We start from the raw sequence: 18,488 nt of genomic DNA, 5'->3' as shown, positions 1-18,488 counted from the left end.
TCCCCCACGACGGCGCGCACACGGCATCGCACGCCGGCATGCCGTCGCTTGGATGAAACGCTCGATGGGTATGTCTCGTCGCGACTGACCGCGAACGCGACAGAGTCCGGGTCAGTCCAGCTTGATCCAGACCCCCTTCGTGTTCAGATATTCGTCGAGCTGCTCGGTGCCGCCTTCACGGCCGTATCCACTCATCTTGTAGCCGCCGAAGGGCAATGCAGGGTCGATGGCGTGATAGGTGTTCACCCAGACCGAACCAGCGCGCAGACTACGCGAGACGATGTGGGCCTTGCTCACGTCGCGCGTGAAGACACCCGCCGCAAGCCCGTATGGCGTCGCGTTGGCTCGTTCCACGGCTTCATCGAGTGTGTCGAACGGCAGCGCGGAAATGACCGGACCAAAGATTTCATCCCGGGCGATCTGCATCTTGTCGGAGACGTCCGCGAACACGGTCGGCTCGACGAAATTGCCCTTCGCGAAACTCCCCTCCCTCAGTCTCCGGCCTCCGGTCACGACCTTCGCGCCCTCATCGCGTCCGCTGTTCAGGAAGCCCTCGACCTTGTCGAGCTGTCGCTCGGAAACGAGGGGGCCAATCTCAGTCGTGGGATCCGCGCCATCTCCGATTTTCAGGGCCGAGGCAAACTTCCCAAGCCGTTCGACCAATTCGTCGTGGATCGCTCGCTCGACGAACAAGCGGGATCCGGCAATACAGATCTGGCCCGAATTGGCAAACGCGGCCATTGCCGCAATGGGGACTGCCTTGTCGATATCCGCATCGGCGCAGACGATGACGGGTGACTTTCCGCCAAGCTCGAGCGACACCCGCTTCAGGTTGCCGGCAGAGGCGCGGATGATCGCCTGTCCGGTTGCGGTGGATCCCGTGAAGACGATCTTGTCGACACCGAGATGTTCGGCCAGAGGCGCACCCGCCTCCGACCCGGTCCCGGTCACGACGTTGACGACGCCTGGAGGTACACCTGCCTCGTTCATCAAATCCGCGATCAGGAGCGGCGTCAGCGGTGCCTCTTCGGATGGTTTGAGCACGATCGTGCAACCGGTCGCAAGCGCCGGCCCGATCTTCCAGACCGACGCTGCCGTCGGCGCGTTCCACGGAATGATCGCGCCGACGACCCCGACCGGCTCCTTGCGCGTGAACGAGACGATGTCGCCCGGAAGCGAATTGTCGATCGTCTGGCCGTGAATCGCGGTCGCCATGCCGGCGTAGTATCTGAGCATGCCGAGCACGCGGAGCTTGTTCGCCCGCGTCCTGACGATCGGCATGCCCATGTCGGCGGTGTCGGACTGGCTGATCTCCTCCCAATGCTTCTCGAACAGATCGGCGATACGCAGGAGCAGAGCCTGCCGCTCGAACGGCTTGAACCGGCTCCAAGGTCCCACGAAAGCGCGGCGGGCGGCGCTGACGGCGGCATCGATGTCGCCGGCATCCCCACGCGGGACACGACCAATCACCTCACCGGTCGCAGGATTGCGCGTCTCGAACACTTTCCCCGAGCGGGCTTCCACCCATGCGCCATCGATGAACATCTTGCGCGCTCGGCCGTCCACGGGAAATCGGATATCGGCTTTCGTCATTGGACTTGCTTTCCTTGTCTCAACAGTGATTCCGCCTAGGCGGCCGACTTCGTCTTGCGAAGTAGCCGCGCCAGGTCCGAAATATAGGATTGGCCGTGGCCGCTCTCGACCACAGCCGCAATGGCAGCGCCAACACCGTCGGCGATCGCTTTGGATGCTCCGGAGCTGCCCGCCATCGTCTGGTAGTAGGAGATGTCCTTTAGCGCATTGCCGATGAAGAATGGAACGGCGCCGCCGTCGCCCGTCACGATCGCCGGCGCCATGCGCTGGAGCGCAACGCCCGCCCCGCCGCCCTTGGCGAGAACATCCACGAAGATCGCCGGATCGACGCCTGCCTCGGCGGCCTGCGCCGCAGCCTCGCCGAGCAGCGCCATGAAGCCGATCGACACGTAGTTGTGGAGCAGCTTGAGCCGATGGCCAAAGCTCACCGGGCCGACATGTTCGACACTTTCGGTGAAGGATGCGAGGACTGCCCGGACGCTCCGAAGGTCCGCTTCGTCGCCGCCAACCAGCAGGTTCAGCGTACCTTCTTCCGCGTGCTTGGCGGTACGTGTCATGGGCGCATCGAGAAAGCGTCCCCCCGCCGCTTCAACCGCGGCGGCCATCCGCAGGGTTGAGTCCGGCAGCGCCGTCGAACAGTCGACAATGATGGTCCCCCTGCGTAGGCGAGACAGAACGCCCGTCTCACCGGTGAGGATTGCTTCGACCTGGGGAGAACCCGTCACGCATAGGATGATCATATCCGAGGCGTCCGCGACGTCGCCGGGAGTCTCGCAGGCCGTAGCGCCGAGGCCGATGAGATCGTCCACGGGCTGATTTCCGGGATGATCGAGAAAAGCCAGAGGAAAGCCGCCGCGCGCAGCGACGTTCTTTGCGATACCATGGCCCATCAGCCCGACACCAATAATTCCGACTCTCATCGCAGCACTCTCATTCATCGGTTCAAGCAAGCCCTAGTGAACGGCAGCGTACATGATCTGCTGCTCGGTCGCCTCTGACGCCTTGATCTCCTCGACGATCTTTCCGCGCTTGGCGACCAGGATACGATCCGAGCGAGCCAGCACTTCCGGCAGGTAGGAGGAGATCACGACGACAGCCAGACCTAAAGGCGCGACGGAGTCGTCGTGCTCTCGCGCCGAAGGGACCGCTCGCAACTATCGTTTCCTCGCGTGCAACAGGCTTTCTTCTTGCTGGCACAAGATGAGCGGCGCCTCCCTGCTTCATGCAAGGCGCTTTTTCTGATCCCCTGTTTTGTTTTTCTGATCTACCGGCGCGGGCGCTCTGGTGCGATCGAGCTATGTCGGCATCATCGGCAAGAAGACTGCCTTCTGACAAGCCGCACTCCTGCAAGCATTAGGAAGACATCAAGCCGGGTGGCGTCTTCTCATGGCCGCGCACGCATTTGACTAAACCTGCACCGAGGTCAGCTTCTTCAGGCATCGCAGCGCAAACGATGACCGGCTGTGCCGGATGCCCGGGATGCGATAGAGCTTTTCGCGCAGGAAGCGTTCATAGCCGGCGGTGCTCTCGACCGCGACCTTCACGACGTAATCGTAGTCGCCCGTGGTGAGATAGGCCTCGATCACCTCCGGCAAGCTCGTGAGCAGTTGACCAAAACGCTCGAGCATCTCTTCGTCATGGCGGTCGAGGGTCAGCTCGATGATGACGGTTTCAGGCAAGCCGAGCTTGTCCTGATTGAGCAGCGCGACATAGCCATCGATATAGCCCTGCGTCTCCAGGCGCTTCAACCTGTTCCAGCAGGGCGTGGTCGAGAGCCCGATCTTGTCGGCGAGTTGCGCCGTCGTCAGGCGCGCATCCTGCTGCAAGGCGCGCAGGATCTTGCGATCGATCTCGTCGAGCCGAAGCGCATCCTTGCGCGGTGCCTTGACTGGTCCTGTGGCACGTCCGACCGGCGCCATACCGAGAACTCCGTTCTGGGATTGCGGTCGAGACGTAGAAAATCCATACCGCAAAACTAGGCTACACCCAGATTAAAAGAACAACAATCCTGAATTTTGCCAGTACGATATGCCAATAAAATGAGACATATGCGGTGTTTCTTCTCGAACTTCAGACCAACGATATGCACGCCGCACTCGGCCGCCTGCTCGACCAGACGCGCGTCGCGGGGCTTCGGCTTGCTGCCGTCAGCGCACGAGCAGACGCGAGCGAATGCCGTATCTCGGCTTCCATAGATATCGACGACCGCGACATCATCGACCGGCTCGTTCGGCGCGTTGGCGCGTTGTTCTGCATTGATGCGATCGAGGTGAGGGGTGAATGCCAATGCCCGACCAAAACCTCACAGATGACACCATGAGCTCGCGGCGCGAACCAGTTCGGCCGCCGGAGCCTGTGCCCCTGAAGCTGCACGTACCGGAACCGGCGGTGCGCCCGGGCGGAAAACCCGATTTCTCGAACATCCGCATTCCGCGCGCCGGCCAGGTCGATCGTCCCAACGTCGACGTGGACGCCGAGGCGATACGCGACCTCGCCTTTTCCGTGATCCGTGTGCTCAATCGCGACGGCGAAGCCGTCGGCCCCTGGGCCGGCGCGCTCTCGGAGAGCGAATTGCTCGAGGGCTTGCGCCACATGATGACGTTGCGTGCCTTCGATGCACGCATGCAGATGGCGCAGCGTCAGGGCAAGACGTCGTTCTATATGCAGCATATGGGCGAAGAGGCCGTGAGCTGCGCCTTCCGCAAGGCGCTGCTTCCGGGCGACATGAATTTCCCGACCTATCGTCAGGCAGGACTTTTGATCGCCAGCGGCTATTCCCTGGTCGAGATGGCCTGCCAGATCTACTCCAACACGCACGATCCCCTGAAGGGACGCCAGCTGCCCGTGATGTATTCCTCCCGGGAGCACGGCTTCTTCTCAATCTCCGGCAATCTCGCCACCCAGTACATCCAGGCGGTCGGCTGGGCGATGGCGTCTGCAATCAAGAACGATACCAAGATCGCCGTCGCCTGGATCGGCGATGGCGCAACCGCCGAATCCGACTTCCACGCCGCCCTCGCGTTTGCTTCGACCTATCGGGCGCCGGTCGTGCTCAACATCGTCAACAATCAATGGGCCATTTCGACCTTCCAGGGCATCGCGCGCGGTGGGTCCGGCACGTTCGCAGCGCGCGGTCTCGGCTTCGGCATTCCGTCGCTGCGCGTCGACGGCAACGATTACCTCGCGGTCCACGCGGTGGCGAAATGGGCCTGCGAGCGCGCCCGCCGCAATCTCGGCCCGACCCTGATCGAGCACGTGACGTATCGCGTCGGTGCGCATTCCACCTCGGACGATCCCGCAGGCTATCGGCCGAAGATGGAATCGGAGGCATGGCCGCTGGGAGATCCCGTCATCAGGCTGAAGAACCATTTGATCGTACGCGGCGTTTGGTCGGAAGAGCGGCAAAAGCAGGCCGAGGCCGAGATCATGGACACCGTGATCGCGGCGCAGAAGGAGGCCGAGAGCCACGGCACGCTGCATTCCCCTCAGCATGCCTCGGCGCGCGACATGTTCGAAGGCGTGTTCGCCGAGATGCCGCCGCATCTACGCCGGCAACGCCAGGAAGCCGGAGTCTGAGCGATGCCGCGCAAAACCATGATCGAAGCAATCCGCGACGCCATGGATGTGATGATGTCGCGCGACAGTGACGTCGTCGTGTTTGGCGAGGACGTCGGCTATTTCGGCGGCGTGTTTCGCGCGACCCAGGGCCTGCAAGCGAAATACGGAACCAGCCGCTGCTTCGATACCCCGATCAGCGAGCTCGGAATCGTCGGCATCGCCGTTGGCATGGCGGCTTACGGCCTGAAACCCTGTGTCGAGATCCAGTTCGCCGATTACATGTACCCGGCCTACGATCAGATCGTCTCCGAGGCCGCGCGGCTGCGCTATCGCTCCAACGGCCAGTTCACCTGCCCGCTCGTGGTGCGCATGCCGACCGGCGGCGGCATTTTTGGCGGGCAGACGCACAGCCAGAGCCCCGAAGCGCTGTTCACCCATGTCTGCGGTATCAAAACGGTGGTGCCGTCGAACCCGCGCGACGCCAAGGGTCTCCTGATATCGGCGATCGAGGACCCCGATCCTGTGATCTTTCTCGAACCGAAGCGACTCTATAATGGTCCGTTCGACGGCCATCACGACCGGCCGGTGACGCCCTGGTCGAAGCACGATCTCGGTGAGGTCGAGGACGGGCACTTTGCCATTCCCCTCGGCAGCGCCGCGATCCGCAGGCAAGGCCAGGCCGTCACCATCCTTGCCTACGGTACGATGGTTCATGTCGCGGAGACGGCCGCGGCGGAAGCCGATATCGACGCCGAGATCATCGATCTGCGCACCCTGCTGCCGCTCGATCTCGACGCCATCGAAACGTCGGTCAAGAAGACCGGACGCTGCGTGATCGTGCATGAGGCAACGCTTACATCCGGCTTTGGTGCAGAGCTCTGCGCGCTGGTGCAAACGCGGTGTTTCTATCACCTGGAGGCACCGATTGTTCGCGTTGCCGGCTGGGATACACCCTACCCGCACGCGCAGGAATGGGACTACTTCCCGGGACCGGCGCGGATCGGCCGCGCGCTGATCGAAACGCTGGAGGCCTGAGATGGCCGAGCGCGTGGTCAAGCTGCCCGACGTCGGCGAAGGCATCGCCGAAGCCGAGCTCGTCGAATGGCACGTAAAAGTTGGCGACGTCGTGCGTGAGGACGCCGTGCTCGGCGCCGTCATGACCGACAAGGCGACGGTGGAGATCCCTTCGCCCACCGACGGACGCGTCATCTGGCTCGCCGGCAAGGTAGGCGACCTGCTCGCCATCGGCTCGGACTTCGTTCGGCTGGAGGTGGACAACAAGAGCGAGTCGGCGTCGGCGAAGCTCGCATCGCCTGCAGCAAGCGCTTCGGCCAAGACGCCTGGTCATGCCGCGAGCGCTCCGCGCCTGTCCACGAACGTGCCGCCCGAGGCCGTGAAATCGCACTCCTCCGCAACGCGTCCACACCATACAGGCGACCGGCCGTTGGCCGCTCCTGCCGTCCGGCTTCGTGCACGTGAAGCAGGCATCGACTTGCGGCAGATATCCGGCTCGGGGCCGGCTGGGCGGATCACCCACGATGACCTCGACGCCCAGCTCGCGCGCGGCCGCGCCGGGACGGCGGCGACGCCCTATCCGGCGCAAACCGCGGTCACCGACATCAAGATCGTCGGCTTGCGTCGCAAGATCGCCGAAAAGATGTCGATTGCGAGCTCGCGCATTCCGCACATCACCTATGTCGAAGAGGTCGACGTCACTTCGCTCGAGGATTTGCGCAGGAAGATCAACGGCCAGAAGCGGCCGGGCAAGCCGAAGCTGACATTGTTGCCGTTCCTGATGCGCGCCATGGTGCGCGCGATCGCCGAGCAGCCGCATCTCAATGCCCATTTCGACGATGAAGACGGGATCGTGCACCAGCACGCCGGCGTTCATATCGGGATCGCCACGCAGACGCCGGCCGGCCTGATGGTCCCGGTCGTCCGGCATACCGAAGCGCGCGGCATCTGGGATTGCGCCACCGAGATTGCGCGTCTCGCCGAAGGGGCTCGCAATGGCAACGCCACGCGCGACGAACTTACCGGCTCGACCATCACGATCACCTCGCTCGGCGCGCTGGGCGGGCTTGTGACGACGCCCATCATCAATCATCCGGAGGTCGCGATCATTGGAGTCAACCGGATCGCCATCCGGCCGCATTGGGACGGCACGGCCTTCGTGCCGCGCCGGATCATGAACCTGTCATCCAGCTTCGATCATCGCGTGATCGACGGTTTTGATGCCGCCCAGTTCGTGCAACGCATCAAGCTGCTGCTGGAAACGCCGGCCATGATCTTCATTGATTGATAGTGCGATGAATGAAATTACCTGCAAGCTCCTTGTCATCGGCGCTGGTCCCGGCGGCTATACCTGCGCGATCCGCGCCGGCCAGCTCGGCATCGATACGATCATCGTCGAAGCCGAAAAGCCGGGCGGCACCTGTCTCAATGTCGGCTGCATTCCCTCCAAGGCTCTGATCCATGCGGCCGGCGAGTATGAAACGATCGCAGCTGCCGCCGAGCACAAGAGTGCGCTCGGAATTTCCACGGCAAAGCCGTCGCTCGATTTCGCCAGGACCATCGCCTGGAAGGACGGGATCGTCCGGCGCCTCAATGGCGGCGTGGCCGGCCTCCTGAAGAAAGCGGGCGTCAGGCTCATAGCCAGGCATGCCCGTTTTCGCGATGGCAAGTCCGTCGAGGTCGAAACACAATCCGGCGCGCAGATGATCCATGCCGAAACGGTGGTGATCGCGACCGGCTCCGAGCCCGTCGCGCTTCCGCACATGCCATTCGGAGGCCGCGTGATCTCGTCGACCGAGGCGCTGGCGCTCACCGAGATCCCGAAGAAGCTGGTCGTGGTCGGCGGCGGCTACATTGGCCTCGAGCTCGGTACGGCCTTTGCGAAATTGGGCGCGGCCGTCACGGTCGTCGAGGCCGAGCCACGCATTCTGCCGCAATATGATGGGGAACTGAGCGCGCCTGTCGAAAGGCGCCTCAGCGCGCTCGGAGTCACCATCCTGACAGGCGCGAAGGCGAAAGCGCTGGTCGCTGACGGTACCGCGCTCGCGATCGAGACCGCCGGCGGCGAGCAGAGGACGCTGGATGCCGACAAGATCCTCGTTACGGTCGGCCGACGGCCGGCGACATCCGGCTTTGACCTCGAGACTCTCGATCTCGACATGACCGGACCTTTCATCCGGATCGACCACCGCTGCCGCAGCTCGATGCACGGCATCTTCGCGATCGGCGATGTCACGGGAGAACCGATGCTGGCACATCGCGCGATGGCGCAGGGCGAAATGGTCGCGGAGATCGTCGCCGGCCACCGCCGCGCCTGGGACCGGGTTTCGATCCCGGCGATCTGCTTCACCGATCCCGAGATCGTCGCGGTCGGCCTGTGCCCCAACGAGGCGAGCGGCAAGGGCTTCGATGTCCAGACGGATCTCTTTCCGTTCAAGGCCAACGGTCGCGCGCTGACACTGGAGCGAGAGGACGGCTTCATCCGGACCGTGGCACGTGCTGACAACCATCTTCTGCTTGGAATTCAGGGAGTCGGAGCCGGCATCGCCGAACTTTCAGCGGCGTTCAGCCTTGCGCTGGAGATGGGTGCACGCCTCGAGGACATCGCGATGACCATCCACGCGCATCCGACCCAAAGCGAAGCCTTTCACGAGGCATCGCTGAAATCGCTGGGACACGCAATTCATATCTAAAATATGGCGGGAACCATTCCGGCCTGCACTCCTCCCGCTGGACCCCGCCGCGAATGGCGGGGTTTTTGTTTTGGGATTGAACCCGCGCTTCGATCGGCCCGCCCAGACTGATGTCGGGCAAATCCGTGCTTATAGGCTAGCGCATGCCACACCAGGACCCACGGCATGAAACGATGCGTGTCCGCCATTGCTGCACTGCCCGGATCGACGGGCTATTTGGCTTGGAACGCCCTCAGCTGCTTATTGAGGTAGACGTGAGGTGCTGTGAAGAACCATCGACCATCGTCCGCCAAGCTTCTCGAAGACATTCGTCGTCAGCGCAGCAAAAACTGCGGCATCGCCATTCTTCAATTTGCCAGTGACTGTCTCGACGCCCACGATCCAAGCAACGTTCTGGTTGATTCTGATTTGCGGCTCCTTCATTGACACCGAGATTTCCGCAAAGCGGTCAAATGTCGCCTGCCAGCTCGCCTTGACAGCGGTCCAACCGACGATCGGGGCCTTGCTCGCCGGGTGAATTGCGATGACGTACGGTTCTTTGGCCCAGACCTTATCCATCGCATCGATATCGCGCGCAGACAGTGCTCGATCGAATTCGCGATTGGCAGCCTCTATGGCCGCCTTGTCCGATGCCGGTTCTGCGCGAATACCGCGAGCGGAGCAATAGAACGCGCCGACGATCATTGCTGCGGCGGCGATCCGGAGTGCGTGACGAGCCATGGCCAACGTCCTCTCTGTATCGAGTATCGGCCATTTTCATGCGTCGTCTTGCTTCCAACAAGGTCAGTTTGCTACCATTCGATTATCAAAAACGGACACCGCACGTGAGACGTGAGATTGGTCGACGAGCCATTGCAGGGGTTGGCTATTTCAACAGCCGTTTCCCTACGTTGGGAATAGAGCCGCTCACGTTGTCTGACCTCTTTACGCGCGTGCCGGCCAGTCACTTTGCCCAGCCGCAGCGACCGGCATTTCACCTGCTGATGCTGTTCTCCTCCGGAACGACGACGCACTACCTCGATTTCGAACGATTGCAATGTTCGGCCCGGACGCTCGTGCACGTTCGACCCGGTCAGGTCCAGCAGTTCATACCCGGCGCACGAGCGCAGGCGACGATACTTCTTTTTACACCCGAATTTGTCCTGCCGGACGAGAACGCAGCCCATTCGCAGATGCTCGGATCGGTGCTCGAACGCGCCGCGCCGAACGGCCTACTTAAGCTTGATGTGGATTCATTCGCGAGCGTTCAGTCGGGCCTTGTCACGATAGGCGATGAGTACAGAAGGACGGACGGATCCTCCGTCGGCGCGCGAATACTGCAACATCTGCTGCACGCTCTGCTGCTGCGTATCGTTTACTGCTCGGATCGAGGTGAAGTCCCATCGATGTCAAACTATCGGCATGTCGTCCGGCGATTTCTTGCAGATGTCGAGACCGGGTTCGCTCAGAGCCGTCGCGTCGAGGACTACGCCACCAGGTTGCATTATTCGACGAAGGCGTTGCGGCGTGCATGCCTCGAGATTCGTGGATTGCCGCCCAAGATAATCATCGAGAACCGCGTGATTCTGGAAGCGAAGCGGCTCCTTGCGCACACCTCATGGCCGGTCGATTCTATCGCCGCGACGGTAGGCTTCGCCGATGCAACCAATTTTGTGAAGTTCTTTCGTCAACACGCCAATGTCACCCCATCGGAATTCCGAAAACGAGTTTCCAACGCCCGCCGGTAGCAGGCTTGCGCTGCCGGTCATCCAGACCGGCGACCTCGTGGTCAATCTCGACCCCAAGACAAGGCCTCTCATCGATTCCTGCGGGCGGCGGGTGACGAAGTGCAAGGACTCGCCGCCCGCAGAAAAAATGAACCCGCGCAGAAAAAACCGAATTCCGGATAGCGCCGGCGGATTCGCTCCCGATGAATAAAGAATCAATGACCTTTCTTCCTCTTCGATTCACCCATCGACGGCATTGGCAAATTAGTCGGCTAAGCCAAAAATGCGATGGTCCCGTGAAGTGCGTGCTCGGGATCGACCATCTTGGCAATCAACTGTCTTGCCGCTTTGCCACGCGGAGCCCAAATCGCTCCAGCGCGGTCGTAATGCCGTCCGCATGAAACGGCTTGGCTAGGACTTGGAGGCGCGTATCCTGCGGCAATCGCTCGCAGATAGTATCGCTTCCGTAACCGGTTGCCAGAACAATCGGCAGATCGGGTTTCGACGCTCTGATTTCTCTGACGAGGTGATCGCCCGGCTGGTCGGGTAGGCCAAGATCAATGATCGCCGCGGCAAATTCCTCGCCGGTATTGCGAAACTTTTTCAAGGCTTCCTCGAAGCTCGCAGCTTCCACCGTCAGGCACCCACGTTCGGCGAGTGCTTCGACAACGAGCATTCGCACCAACAATTCGTCTTCGACGACCAGAATGCGCATCGGACCTTCAGGAGCGGGACTGCGATCCAGCGCGTCACGAATCCGTACTGCGAGCGTTGCGAAGGTGAATGGCTTGCTGAGCAGATCGACTCCGGGATCGAGCCGCCCATCGTGAATCAGCGCGCTCGCCGCGTAGGCCGTGGTTATGACGACCTTTAGCGACGGGCGGATTTTTCGCGCGCGCTCGGCCAACATCCGCCCGTCAATCCCGCCGGGAAGACCAAGATCGGTGAACAACAGGCGAATGCCTGTCTCGTGTTCGAGGATTTGCAAAGCCGAAGTGGCATCGATCGCTTCAAGAACGTGATAGCCAAGTTCACGCAGGCTGTTGCCTGCGTAATTGCGGACATCACCATCGTCCTCGACCAGAAGGATGGACTCATCGGGCTTGGCGTGCGGGATCTTCCTCCCGGCGGTTGACGGTTCTGTGGGCTGTGGGTCCCCTGCGTGCTGCGTCTCTTGCGCCCTCGGCAGGTAAAGCTTAGCCGTGGTGCCAAACCCCGGCTCGCTGTAGAGCTTCACGTGTCCGCCGCTTTGCGTGACGAAGCCATACACCTGACTCAAGCCTAGCCCCGTCCCGCGTCCGCCCTTGGTGGTGAAGAATGGCTCGAACACTTGCTTGAGGACGGCGGGTGGCATGCCCGTTCCGGTATCCGAGACCGAAACGAGCACATAGTTCCCGTGCTTCACGTCGTTGTTGGCAGCCGCATAAGCCCCATCCAACTCGGCATTGCCGGTCTCGATGGTAAATTCACCGCCAGAGGCCATTGCGTCGCGAGCGTTCACCGCAAGATTGAGGATGGCGGCCTCCAGTTCGGTGGGGTCAACCTCTGTTGGCCACAGATCAGGCGCAAGCGCTGCCCGGACTCTGATCTCTTCTCCCAGTGTGCGCTGAAGGAGATCCGACATTCCGGACACAAGAGCATTGATATCGACAGTTCTGGGGTCCAGCGGCTTGCGCCGGGCAAACGCCAGCAGACGCTCCGTGAGCCCGGCAGCACGGCGCGCACCGCGCGTGGCATTGTCGAGCGCGCGCAGCAAAGCGGTCTCGGCAAGCGCCGATTGCCGCCGGGCATTCTCCAGGTTGCCTAGCACCACAGTCAGGAGGTTGTTGAAATCATGGGCGATGCCGGCAGTCAGCCGGCCAACCGCTTCCATTTTGGCGGAGTGCCGCAGGCGCTCCTCCATGGCCTTGCGCCCGGACACGTCACGGATGCTGGCAAGGCGGGCTGGCCGATGGTTCCAGGTCGTATCCACGACCCGGATCTCGGCATCGACCTGATCGCCACCAGGTCGGTGGATCGCAATTTCAGTGGTCTCGTCGACCAGAAAGGGGATGCCAATCGGAGAGCCCACCAGAGAATCTGAGGGTCTGCCGAAAATCTTCTCCGCCGCGGGATTGGCAAACAGGACGGTACCCTCCTCATCGACCACAAGAATGCCGTCGGCATTCTTCTCGACGAGGAACTTGATTTCCGTTTGAACGATGCTATTGCCCGAGGTGGTACTTGGCATGGTACTTGGCATGATCATCGCAACGGCCTCGCATACGGCGGTCCTCCCTGCTGCGCGTCACAGCGTGAAATCATTGTCCGAGCCGGTGAAGACGTTAGGCGCATCTTTGAAGGGACCGCCGAGATGCATGCCACTGCCATTGATCGTGAACTGCCGGATTTCCTTGGCGTGTTCGCTGCCGCGCATCTTCAGGACCATCAGGCCGCGGTGCATTGTGTCCTGCTCCTGGATGTAGCGCAGCAGGATTATCGAGTCGGTCAGCGTCGAGATATGTTGTTCGCTCGCGCTCTCGCCGCCGATCAATGACTTGCTGGTGGCGGTGCAAAGACCGGCGATCTCGCGCTTCTTGATAAATGACGTAAGGCTGATCAAAAATTCGCGAAAGCCCGTATCCGGCGCGATACGCTCCAAAGCCGACAGGCTATCGATCGCAATCCTGTTGGGTTGGAATTCGTCGACGAGGCTTTCGATGGTCAGCAGATGATCGGGTAATCCCTGAGCCTCAGGATAGAGGCAGATGATCTTCAGCCTCCCCTCTTCTTCCATTTTGGCGAAGTCCACGCCCCACCCGCTGGCGTTGCGAAACAGCTGGCCTCTGCTCTCCTCGTAGCCGAATAAAATGGCCTTCTCACCCGCGGCGACCCCACCTGCCAAGAAGTTCGTCACCAGAAGGGTCTTGCCGGTGCCGGTGGCACCGCTCACGAGCGTCACGCTATCGCGAAAGAACCCGCCGCCGCACATTTCATCGATTGCCGGGTTACCGCTGGTCACACGTACCACGCTCGATTGCTGCTCGAGCCGGAGCGATGACAGCGGAACGGCGACGACACCTTGATTAGCAACCAGCGTGAAGGGCGCCTCGCCCTCGGCGTGATGGCTGCCGCGCATCTTGAGCACCTCGATCGTGCGTCGGCGCTTCTCGCGATGGAGGACATTGCGCAGAATGACGACGTTGTCGGCGACGAATTCCTCCAGCCGATGGCGCGTGATCTCGCCGTACTCACTGTTCCGCTCGGCCGTCATGAGCACGGTGAGGCCGGATTTCTTTAGGGCACTGCTGATGTGGAACAGCTCACGGCGTAGAATCTTAGGGTCGCCGATGAAATGGTCGAAGAGCTGCGTCAGTGAGTCGAGCACTACACGTCTGGCGTTGACCGTCTTGACTGCGTGCTGGACTCGGGCGAGCAGGCCTGCCAAATCGAAATCACCAACCACCAATTCGTCGCTTGCGGGCGGGCTGGCATCGACAAAGGCCAGGGTGCCGTCCTTGCGCCATCTCCGAAGGTCCCATCCAAAGCTGCGCATGTTGGCTTCGATATCCTGGGGCGGCTCCTCGAACGTGACGAGGACACCGTTCTCGCCGAACATCGTAATTCCCTGGGCGAGAAACTGCGTGGCGAAAACGGTCTTGCCACTCCCGGGTGTTCCGCCGACGACCGTCGTCCGGGCACGCGGCAATCCGCCCATAACCAGATCATCGAATGCCTTGACGCCTGTCTTTACTCGTTCAAGAGCATCTGCAGTATCGATGTCGCGCGTCGTCATGCGGCATCCCCTTTCATTTCGATTCCGAGAAACATAAGAATTCTCTTGGAGTCGCCGAGATCGCCAACGATTCTTCGGCGGCGACCCGAATGCTCGTAGCAAAGGGTTGGCGTGGCGAGGATGCTTTCTTTCTCAGCAAGCGCTGGGTCGGCGAGCACGTCGATGACCTCGACATGGTCTGCCTCCGCCTTCATCAGCGTCCGGAGATGCTTGAGATTCTGTTCAGCCTGACGCGAGCTTGGGGAATTCCCGGCGATGTAAAGTCGCAGGATGGAGCGGGTAGCCAGGGGGATTGCCTTGTCAGGTTGCGCCATCGCAGCGGGCCGGTATGCCGCCTCCACCGGCGGCCTTCGGCCGGCAACGGAGGGGCGGGTTAATCGGTATCAAGGAACTACGTGGCGAGTTCCGCTGCAAGAGAGCGAGAAATACTAACTCCCTAGTAGGTCGATTATTCTGCCGACTGACCCTTGCCGTCAGTGGTGGGCCCGCGCTGCCGCCTGGGCGCGACTACATTGAGGCCGGTGATCCCACGTTCACGTGCCCAGATGATTGCGGCACTGCGCCTGTTCACCCCGATCTTGCGGTAGAGCGAGGCGATATGATTGCGCACAGTGTTCGGGGAAAGGCGCAAGATCCTGCTCATCTCTGCATCGCTGATGCCTTCGCAGATGAGACCGAGAACCTCGCGCTCGCGGTCACTGAGCGCATCGATGCCATCATCCGATGCTTCGGAGGAGCGATTGCCCTGGCGCAGTGATTTCAGCTTCTCGATGATGACGCGTGCGAACCATGAGGTATCGGCCATAGCGGCTTGGATCGCTGCGATGAGATCGCGTTCCGAGTCTCCTTGCTCGGCGGATTCTTGAATCGCGCACAAGACCGTCCGCTGACCGTTAATCGTCACCGCAACCGGCGACATGAAACAGTCGAGTGCAGACGCGTCAGGTCGACGTATGGGCAGGGTGAGGTCCAGCAATCCGCCGTTCACGCTGCGGCGCGTCTTGTCGTCCATCCACGTGACGTGGCCCTGGAAATCCACGAGGATCATGCCGCCTCTTAGCGCAGAGACAATACGGCCCAATCGGTCATTCTCGCGCACGCGAACCTCCATCAGTTGGTCCATGCAGGCCCCTTATGTTGATGAGGTGATGCTGTGTGGGAAGATGGTCTAATAACGCGTGTTGGCGGGTATAGTTCCCCGCAACTAAGTGGCCGGTAAGAACACACTATTTTGAGATCGGAGCAGGTCATTCTTCCTTAATAGCGATAACTTGGCTCGACATTCGAGGTCGTACAACACTCACGCACGGGCATCCCAATGCCGCGAAATTCTGGTTCGGAATACCAGCTGCCCGTGTCGTATTGTGTCTGACCGTATCGCGCTTGATCTGGTACCGTCGCGCGCCGCGGCTAACTCTCACAACTGGGTATCCGCAAAAACTACAGATCGCGTTAGGGAACATTGACGAAGGAGTGATAGCTGGCGACGAGGCTGCTCGGTCCGCTGTTCGTCTCGCACTTTCAGTTCATCGCGATGGAGCGGAAAGCGCCACCGAGTCGGCGGCATCGCCGCTCACCGCTAATCAAAGCCACCAGGTGCCGAACAAAATTGTCAGCGTTGTCGACAGGTACCTTCCTTGAAATACGCCCATAAACCAAACGTGATGTCGTGGCGACGCGCCCGCTGTGCAACGATCAAATTGGCGACTGATCCCACCAGCGTTAGGTTGCCGACAAGGGCGGAAGCCATAGCAACAAGAAGCCATGCCCGAGTCGGATCCTGCAGGTTAGCAACGAAGGGCTTTAGGACCAGGACGGCAGGCACGCTGCTGACGAGGTTTGACAGACCGGCAGTGACCAGCGACAGAACTGGCGCCGCGTCGAGGTGAAGCTGGCCGGTTTGTTGGACGATGAGCAGCCCGACGAACCCTATGGCAACGCAATTGGCGCCAGTGGCTTGAACCGCTACCGCCAGGCGAACAAAATCAAAGAAGACCGTAGCTTGGCGAAGAAAATCGTAGGATTGGTAGCGGGGGAGGGACGCGCTACCACACTCCCAAAAACCGTAATTCCTTTGAAAATACAATACCTTGCCTGACTTTTGGAGTTCGAGTCGGGAGCGATACATCTCACCGGGATGTATCACCCCCGGCCGGGCTTCTCAGAAAGGCAACGACATGGCCCGCCCGGCCTATCTCCACCGCCGTCCGGACGGCCGGTACTGCATCCAGATAAGACTGGGGAAACGCGCCCAAGAAATCTATGGCCGTTCCCTGCTCCGTGTCAGCCTTCGGACAGCGAATTTCCAAGAGGCGCGGAGAAGACTGGTGGTTAACCTGGGATGGGCGGTGGAGATCGTCGAAGCTCCCGACTTGGAAGCGTTGGCGAGCATCTTTGACCGCCGCCTGAAAGCCTATGTCGCGGTCGGTGTCCCTGGTGACGAACGGGAGCTGTCTGGCCGGCAGGCATTCGAGTTCCAGGTTCGGCATTTTCTCGCCCGGGCCCGGGAGCGCGGCTTTTTCTATGCTGTTCTTTTTCCGGGACTCGCGAGGAATTGGGTCGATTTCGTCGACCAGAATAAAGCCGCGGAAGCCGAATTATTAAAGCGCACGGCATCCCGCCTGAAATCGCCCAGCCCCGCCGCAGCCCGGTTAGACATGGCGGAGCAGATTGGCGGCCTGGAGATTTTGCCATCATCTCCCGTTTTGGCGCCATTCGACCCCATCGCTCTGGCCAAAGACCTCGTGACCGAATTTGCCAAGCATCTCGGGAATTCGATAACGGCACCGGCCGAAAAAGCCGTTCACGAGCCAGATTTTGCAGCTGCCGAGCTAGACGCAGCTGTACCCGTTGCTTCCTCAAAGAGGATGTCGGACGTCCTGGTGGAATTCCTGCGGCCTGAGGGCCGCAAGCGCCAGCACAAGATGAAGGGACGCAGCGAGGCCGAAGCGATCATACAGTTCGCGATCGACCTGCTCGGCGACCCGGTTATGCATCACGTCACGGCGGAGCAATGGAAGCAGCTTGACGAAGCCCTTACAGACATTCCTAACCGCGACAACATCCCTGCGGACGATTCAAAAACTCTATTCCAGCGCTACAAATACGCGCAGACCCACGGTTGGTCCGGACTCGTGCGCCTGACAACCAAGACGATCAAGAGCCGCTATTGGGGTGGCCTCTACAAGTTCATCGATTGGTCAATTCAAGAGAAGCATTGCTCAGGTCCGCGGCCCAATTTCGAATGTATCGACCCAGAAAACCTGGCATCTCTGCCGCGTGACGCTTTCGATGACGAAGAACTGCTCACGCTCATCGAGCAGCCGTTGTTCACCGGATGCAGGAACCGCACTCACGTCTGGCAGCCAGGCGGATATTTGGTGCAGTCGCACCTGTACTGGGGATTTCTTATTTGCATCCTAACCGGCATGAGGCCCGGCGAGGTCGGTCAACTCAAATGTGCCGACATCCGCAGCGACGGCAAATTCTACTACTTCGACTTGCGGCCGTTCGATGCACGCAACGGACGGATCGCGGTCAAGGACCTGCGCAATCTCAAAACGAACTCCGCAGGCTGCGTTATCCCGATTCATCCGCTGCTTATCGAGCTAGGCCTGCTAGATCGGATGCAGGATCTGATGGACGGGCAAGAAGAGCGGCTATTTCCCGAATGGGAGCACTACACCCGAAAGGACGGCACGATCCGCTGGTCCCAGCCACTCAGCAAAGCATGGCAGTACGTTAAGGCGAAGCTGAAGCCGAAGCTGGATCGCGCTGACCTTACTTTATATTCCACGAGACACCTGATGGCAGACTGGCTCGACAATGAGGCGATCGCGCAGCGCACACGCGATCGCATTCTTGGGCACGCAAGCGACGTCCGTGGACGCTATGGAAGAAAAGGCATTCTCGATCCGGAAATGGCCGCAATGATTGAGAAGCTCGAGCCGCCGGTGGTCAAGCAAATGAGGGAGATCTTGCTCGCAGCGAAGGGCCGCGCCGATGCTGGCGGGCTCATCGTGCTGACGACGTATTGAGGACGGGTACACTAAAATTTCCGGACAACAGATAAATCAGCGTGGCGGGCAAATTCTGTGGCTGCTGCCCGACGTCGCTCATCGCCTTCGCATACCTACTCACGTTGATAGA

The 18,488-nt window shown here is 60.8% G+C and carries 16 protein-coding genes and 1 pseudogene; 6 read left to right on the top strand and 11 right to left on the bottom strand.

The features are described 5' to 3' along the window. Nucleotides 1-111: 111 nt before the first annotated feature. The 5 genes and pseudogenes from P6U29_RS11040 to P6U29_RS11020 form a co-directional block, all read right to left on the bottom strand. Nucleotides 112-1,593, bottom strand: a complete 1,482-nt coding sequence (locus P6U29_RS11040) for an aldehyde dehydrogenase family protein (RefSeq protein WP_407117612.1) — start codon at nucleotides 1,591-1,593, stop codon at nucleotides 112-114. Nucleotides 1,594-1,628: 35 nt separating this feature from the next. Next, nucleotides 1,629-2,513 (bottom strand): NAD(P)-dependent oxidoreductase, encoded by an 885-nt coding sequence (locus P6U29_RS11035; RefSeq protein ID WP_407117611.1) that lies wholly within the window; start codon nucleotides 2,511-2,513, stop codon nucleotides 1,629-1,631. 33 nt (nucleotides 2,514-2,546) lie between these two features. Further along, nucleotides 2,547-2,705, bottom strand: a pseudogene (locus P6U29_RS11030) (sugar ABC transporter ATP-binding protein); the annotation flags it as partial. A 294-nt stretch (nucleotides 2,706-2,999) separates the two neighbouring features. Further along, a complete protein-coding gene (locus P6U29_RS11025) occupies nucleotides 3,000-3,512 on the bottom strand; it encodes an Lrp/AsnC family transcriptional regulator (protein WP_407117610.1) in 513 nt (170 codons plus the stop codon). Between the two features lie 56 nt (nucleotides 3,513-3,568). Then, nucleotides 3,569-3,880 carry a hypothetical protein gene (locus P6U29_RS11020; RefSeq protein WP_407117609.1) on the bottom strand — a complete coding sequence of 104 codons (312 nt, stop codon included), beginning with the start codon at nucleotides 3,878-3,880 and terminating at the stop codon, nucleotides 3,569-3,571. A 29-nt stretch (nucleotides 3,881-3,909) separates the two neighbouring features. Here P6U29_RS11020 and P6U29_RS11015 point away from each other — a divergent pair, with 29 nt between their 5' ends. From P6U29_RS11015 to lpdA, 4 genes are read left to right on the top strand one after another with little or no spacing between them, the layout of a single operon-like run. Beyond that, nucleotides 3,910-5,169: a 3-methyl-2-oxobutanoate dehydrogenase (2-methylpropanoyl-transferring) subunit alpha gene (locus P6U29_RS11015; protein ID WP_407119290.1), complete on the top strand. Its 1,260-nt coding sequence runs from the start codon at nucleotides 3,910-3,912 to the stop codon at nucleotides 5,167-5,169. A gap of 3 nt (nucleotides 5,170-5,172) precedes the next feature. Further along, nucleotides 5,173-6,186, top strand: coding sequence for an alpha-ketoacid dehydrogenase subunit beta (locus P6U29_RS11010; RefSeq protein ID WP_407117608.1), 1,014 nt, complete (start codon nucleotides 5,173-5,175; stop codon nucleotides 6,184-6,186). Nucleotide 6,187: 1 nt separating this feature from the next. Then, nucleotides 6,188-7,453 (top strand): dihydrolipoamide acetyltransferase family protein, encoded by a 1,266-nt coding sequence (locus P6U29_RS11005; RefSeq protein WP_407117607.1) that lies wholly within the window; start codon nucleotides 6,188-6,190, stop codon nucleotides 7,451-7,453. Nucleotides 7,454-7,460: 7 nt separating this feature from the next. Beyond that, nucleotides 7,461-8,858 (top strand): dihydrolipoyl dehydrogenase, encoded by a 1,398-nt coding sequence (gene lpdA / locus P6U29_RS11000; protein WP_407117606.1) that lies wholly within the window; start codon nucleotides 7,461-7,463, stop codon nucleotides 8,856-8,858. A 240-nt stretch (nucleotides 8,859-9,098) separates the two neighbouring features. Here the strand turns inward: lpdA and P6U29_RS10995 are convergent, their stop codons facing one another. After that, complete coding sequence (locus P6U29_RS10995; protein WP_407117605.1) at nucleotides 9,099-9,578, bottom strand: YybH family protein; 480 nt, start codon at nucleotides 9,576-9,578, stop codon at nucleotides 9,099-9,101. Nucleotides 9,579-9,616: 38 nt separating this feature from the next. Between P6U29_RS10995 and P6U29_RS10990 the strand changes: the two genes are divergently transcribed. After that, on the top strand, nucleotides 9,617-10,585 hold the full coding sequence (locus P6U29_RS10990) for a helix-turn-helix transcriptional regulator (RefSeq protein ID WP_407117604.1): 969 nt from the start codon (nucleotides 9,617-9,619) through the stop codon (nucleotides 10,583-10,585). 310 nt (nucleotides 10,586-10,895) lie between these two features. Here P6U29_RS10990 and P6U29_RS10985 read toward each other — a convergent pair whose 3' ends face one another. From P6U29_RS10985 to P6U29_RS10965, 5 genes are all read right to left on the bottom strand, one after another. After that, nucleotides 10,896-12,812: a response regulator gene (locus P6U29_RS10985; RefSeq protein ID WP_407117603.1), complete on the bottom strand. Its 1,917-nt coding sequence runs from the start codon at nucleotides 12,810-12,812 to the stop codon at nucleotides 10,896-10,898. 39 nt (nucleotides 12,813-12,851) lie between these two features. Continuing rightward, nucleotides 12,852-14,339: a circadian clock protein KaiC gene (kaiC, locus tag P6U29_RS10980; protein WP_407117602.1), complete on the bottom strand. Its 1,488-nt coding sequence runs from the start codon at nucleotides 14,337-14,339 to the stop codon at nucleotides 12,852-12,854. Further along, nucleotides 14,336-14,680, bottom strand: a complete 345-nt coding sequence (locus P6U29_RS10975) for a circadian clock KaiB family protein (RefSeq protein ID WP_407117601.1) — start codon at nucleotides 14,678-14,680, stop codon at nucleotides 14,336-14,338. Before P6U29_RS10975 ends, kaiC begins: the two co-directional genes overlap by 4 nt. 107 nt (nucleotides 14,681-14,787) lie before the next feature. Then, nucleotides 14,788-15,462, bottom strand: a complete 675-nt coding sequence (locus P6U29_RS10970; RefSeq protein ID WP_407117600.1) for a response regulator transcription factor — start codon at nucleotides 15,460-15,462, stop codon at nucleotides 14,788-14,790. A gap of 489 nt (nucleotides 15,463-15,951) precedes the next feature. Continuing rightward, nucleotides 15,952-16,467, bottom strand: coding sequence for a hypothetical protein (locus P6U29_RS10965; protein ID WP_407117599.1), 516 nt, complete (start codon nucleotides 16,465-16,467; stop codon nucleotides 15,952-15,954). Between the two features lie 49 nt (nucleotides 16,468-16,516). Between P6U29_RS10965 and P6U29_RS10960 the strand changes: the two genes are divergently transcribed. Next, nucleotides 16,517-18,376, top strand: a complete 1,860-nt coding sequence (locus P6U29_RS10960; protein ID WP_407117598.1) for a DUF6538 domain-containing protein — start codon at nucleotides 16,517-16,519, stop codon at nucleotides 18,374-18,376. Nucleotides 18,377-18,488 lie beyond the last annotated feature (112 nt).

It is taken from the genome of Bradyrhizobium sp. LMG 9283 (genome assembly GCF_045571415.1).
Classification (GTDB): Bacteria; Pseudomonadota; Alphaproteobacteria; order Rhizobiales; family Xanthobacteraceae; genus Bradyrhizobium.
This window is presented reverse-complemented; position numbering and strand designations above follow the sequence as displayed.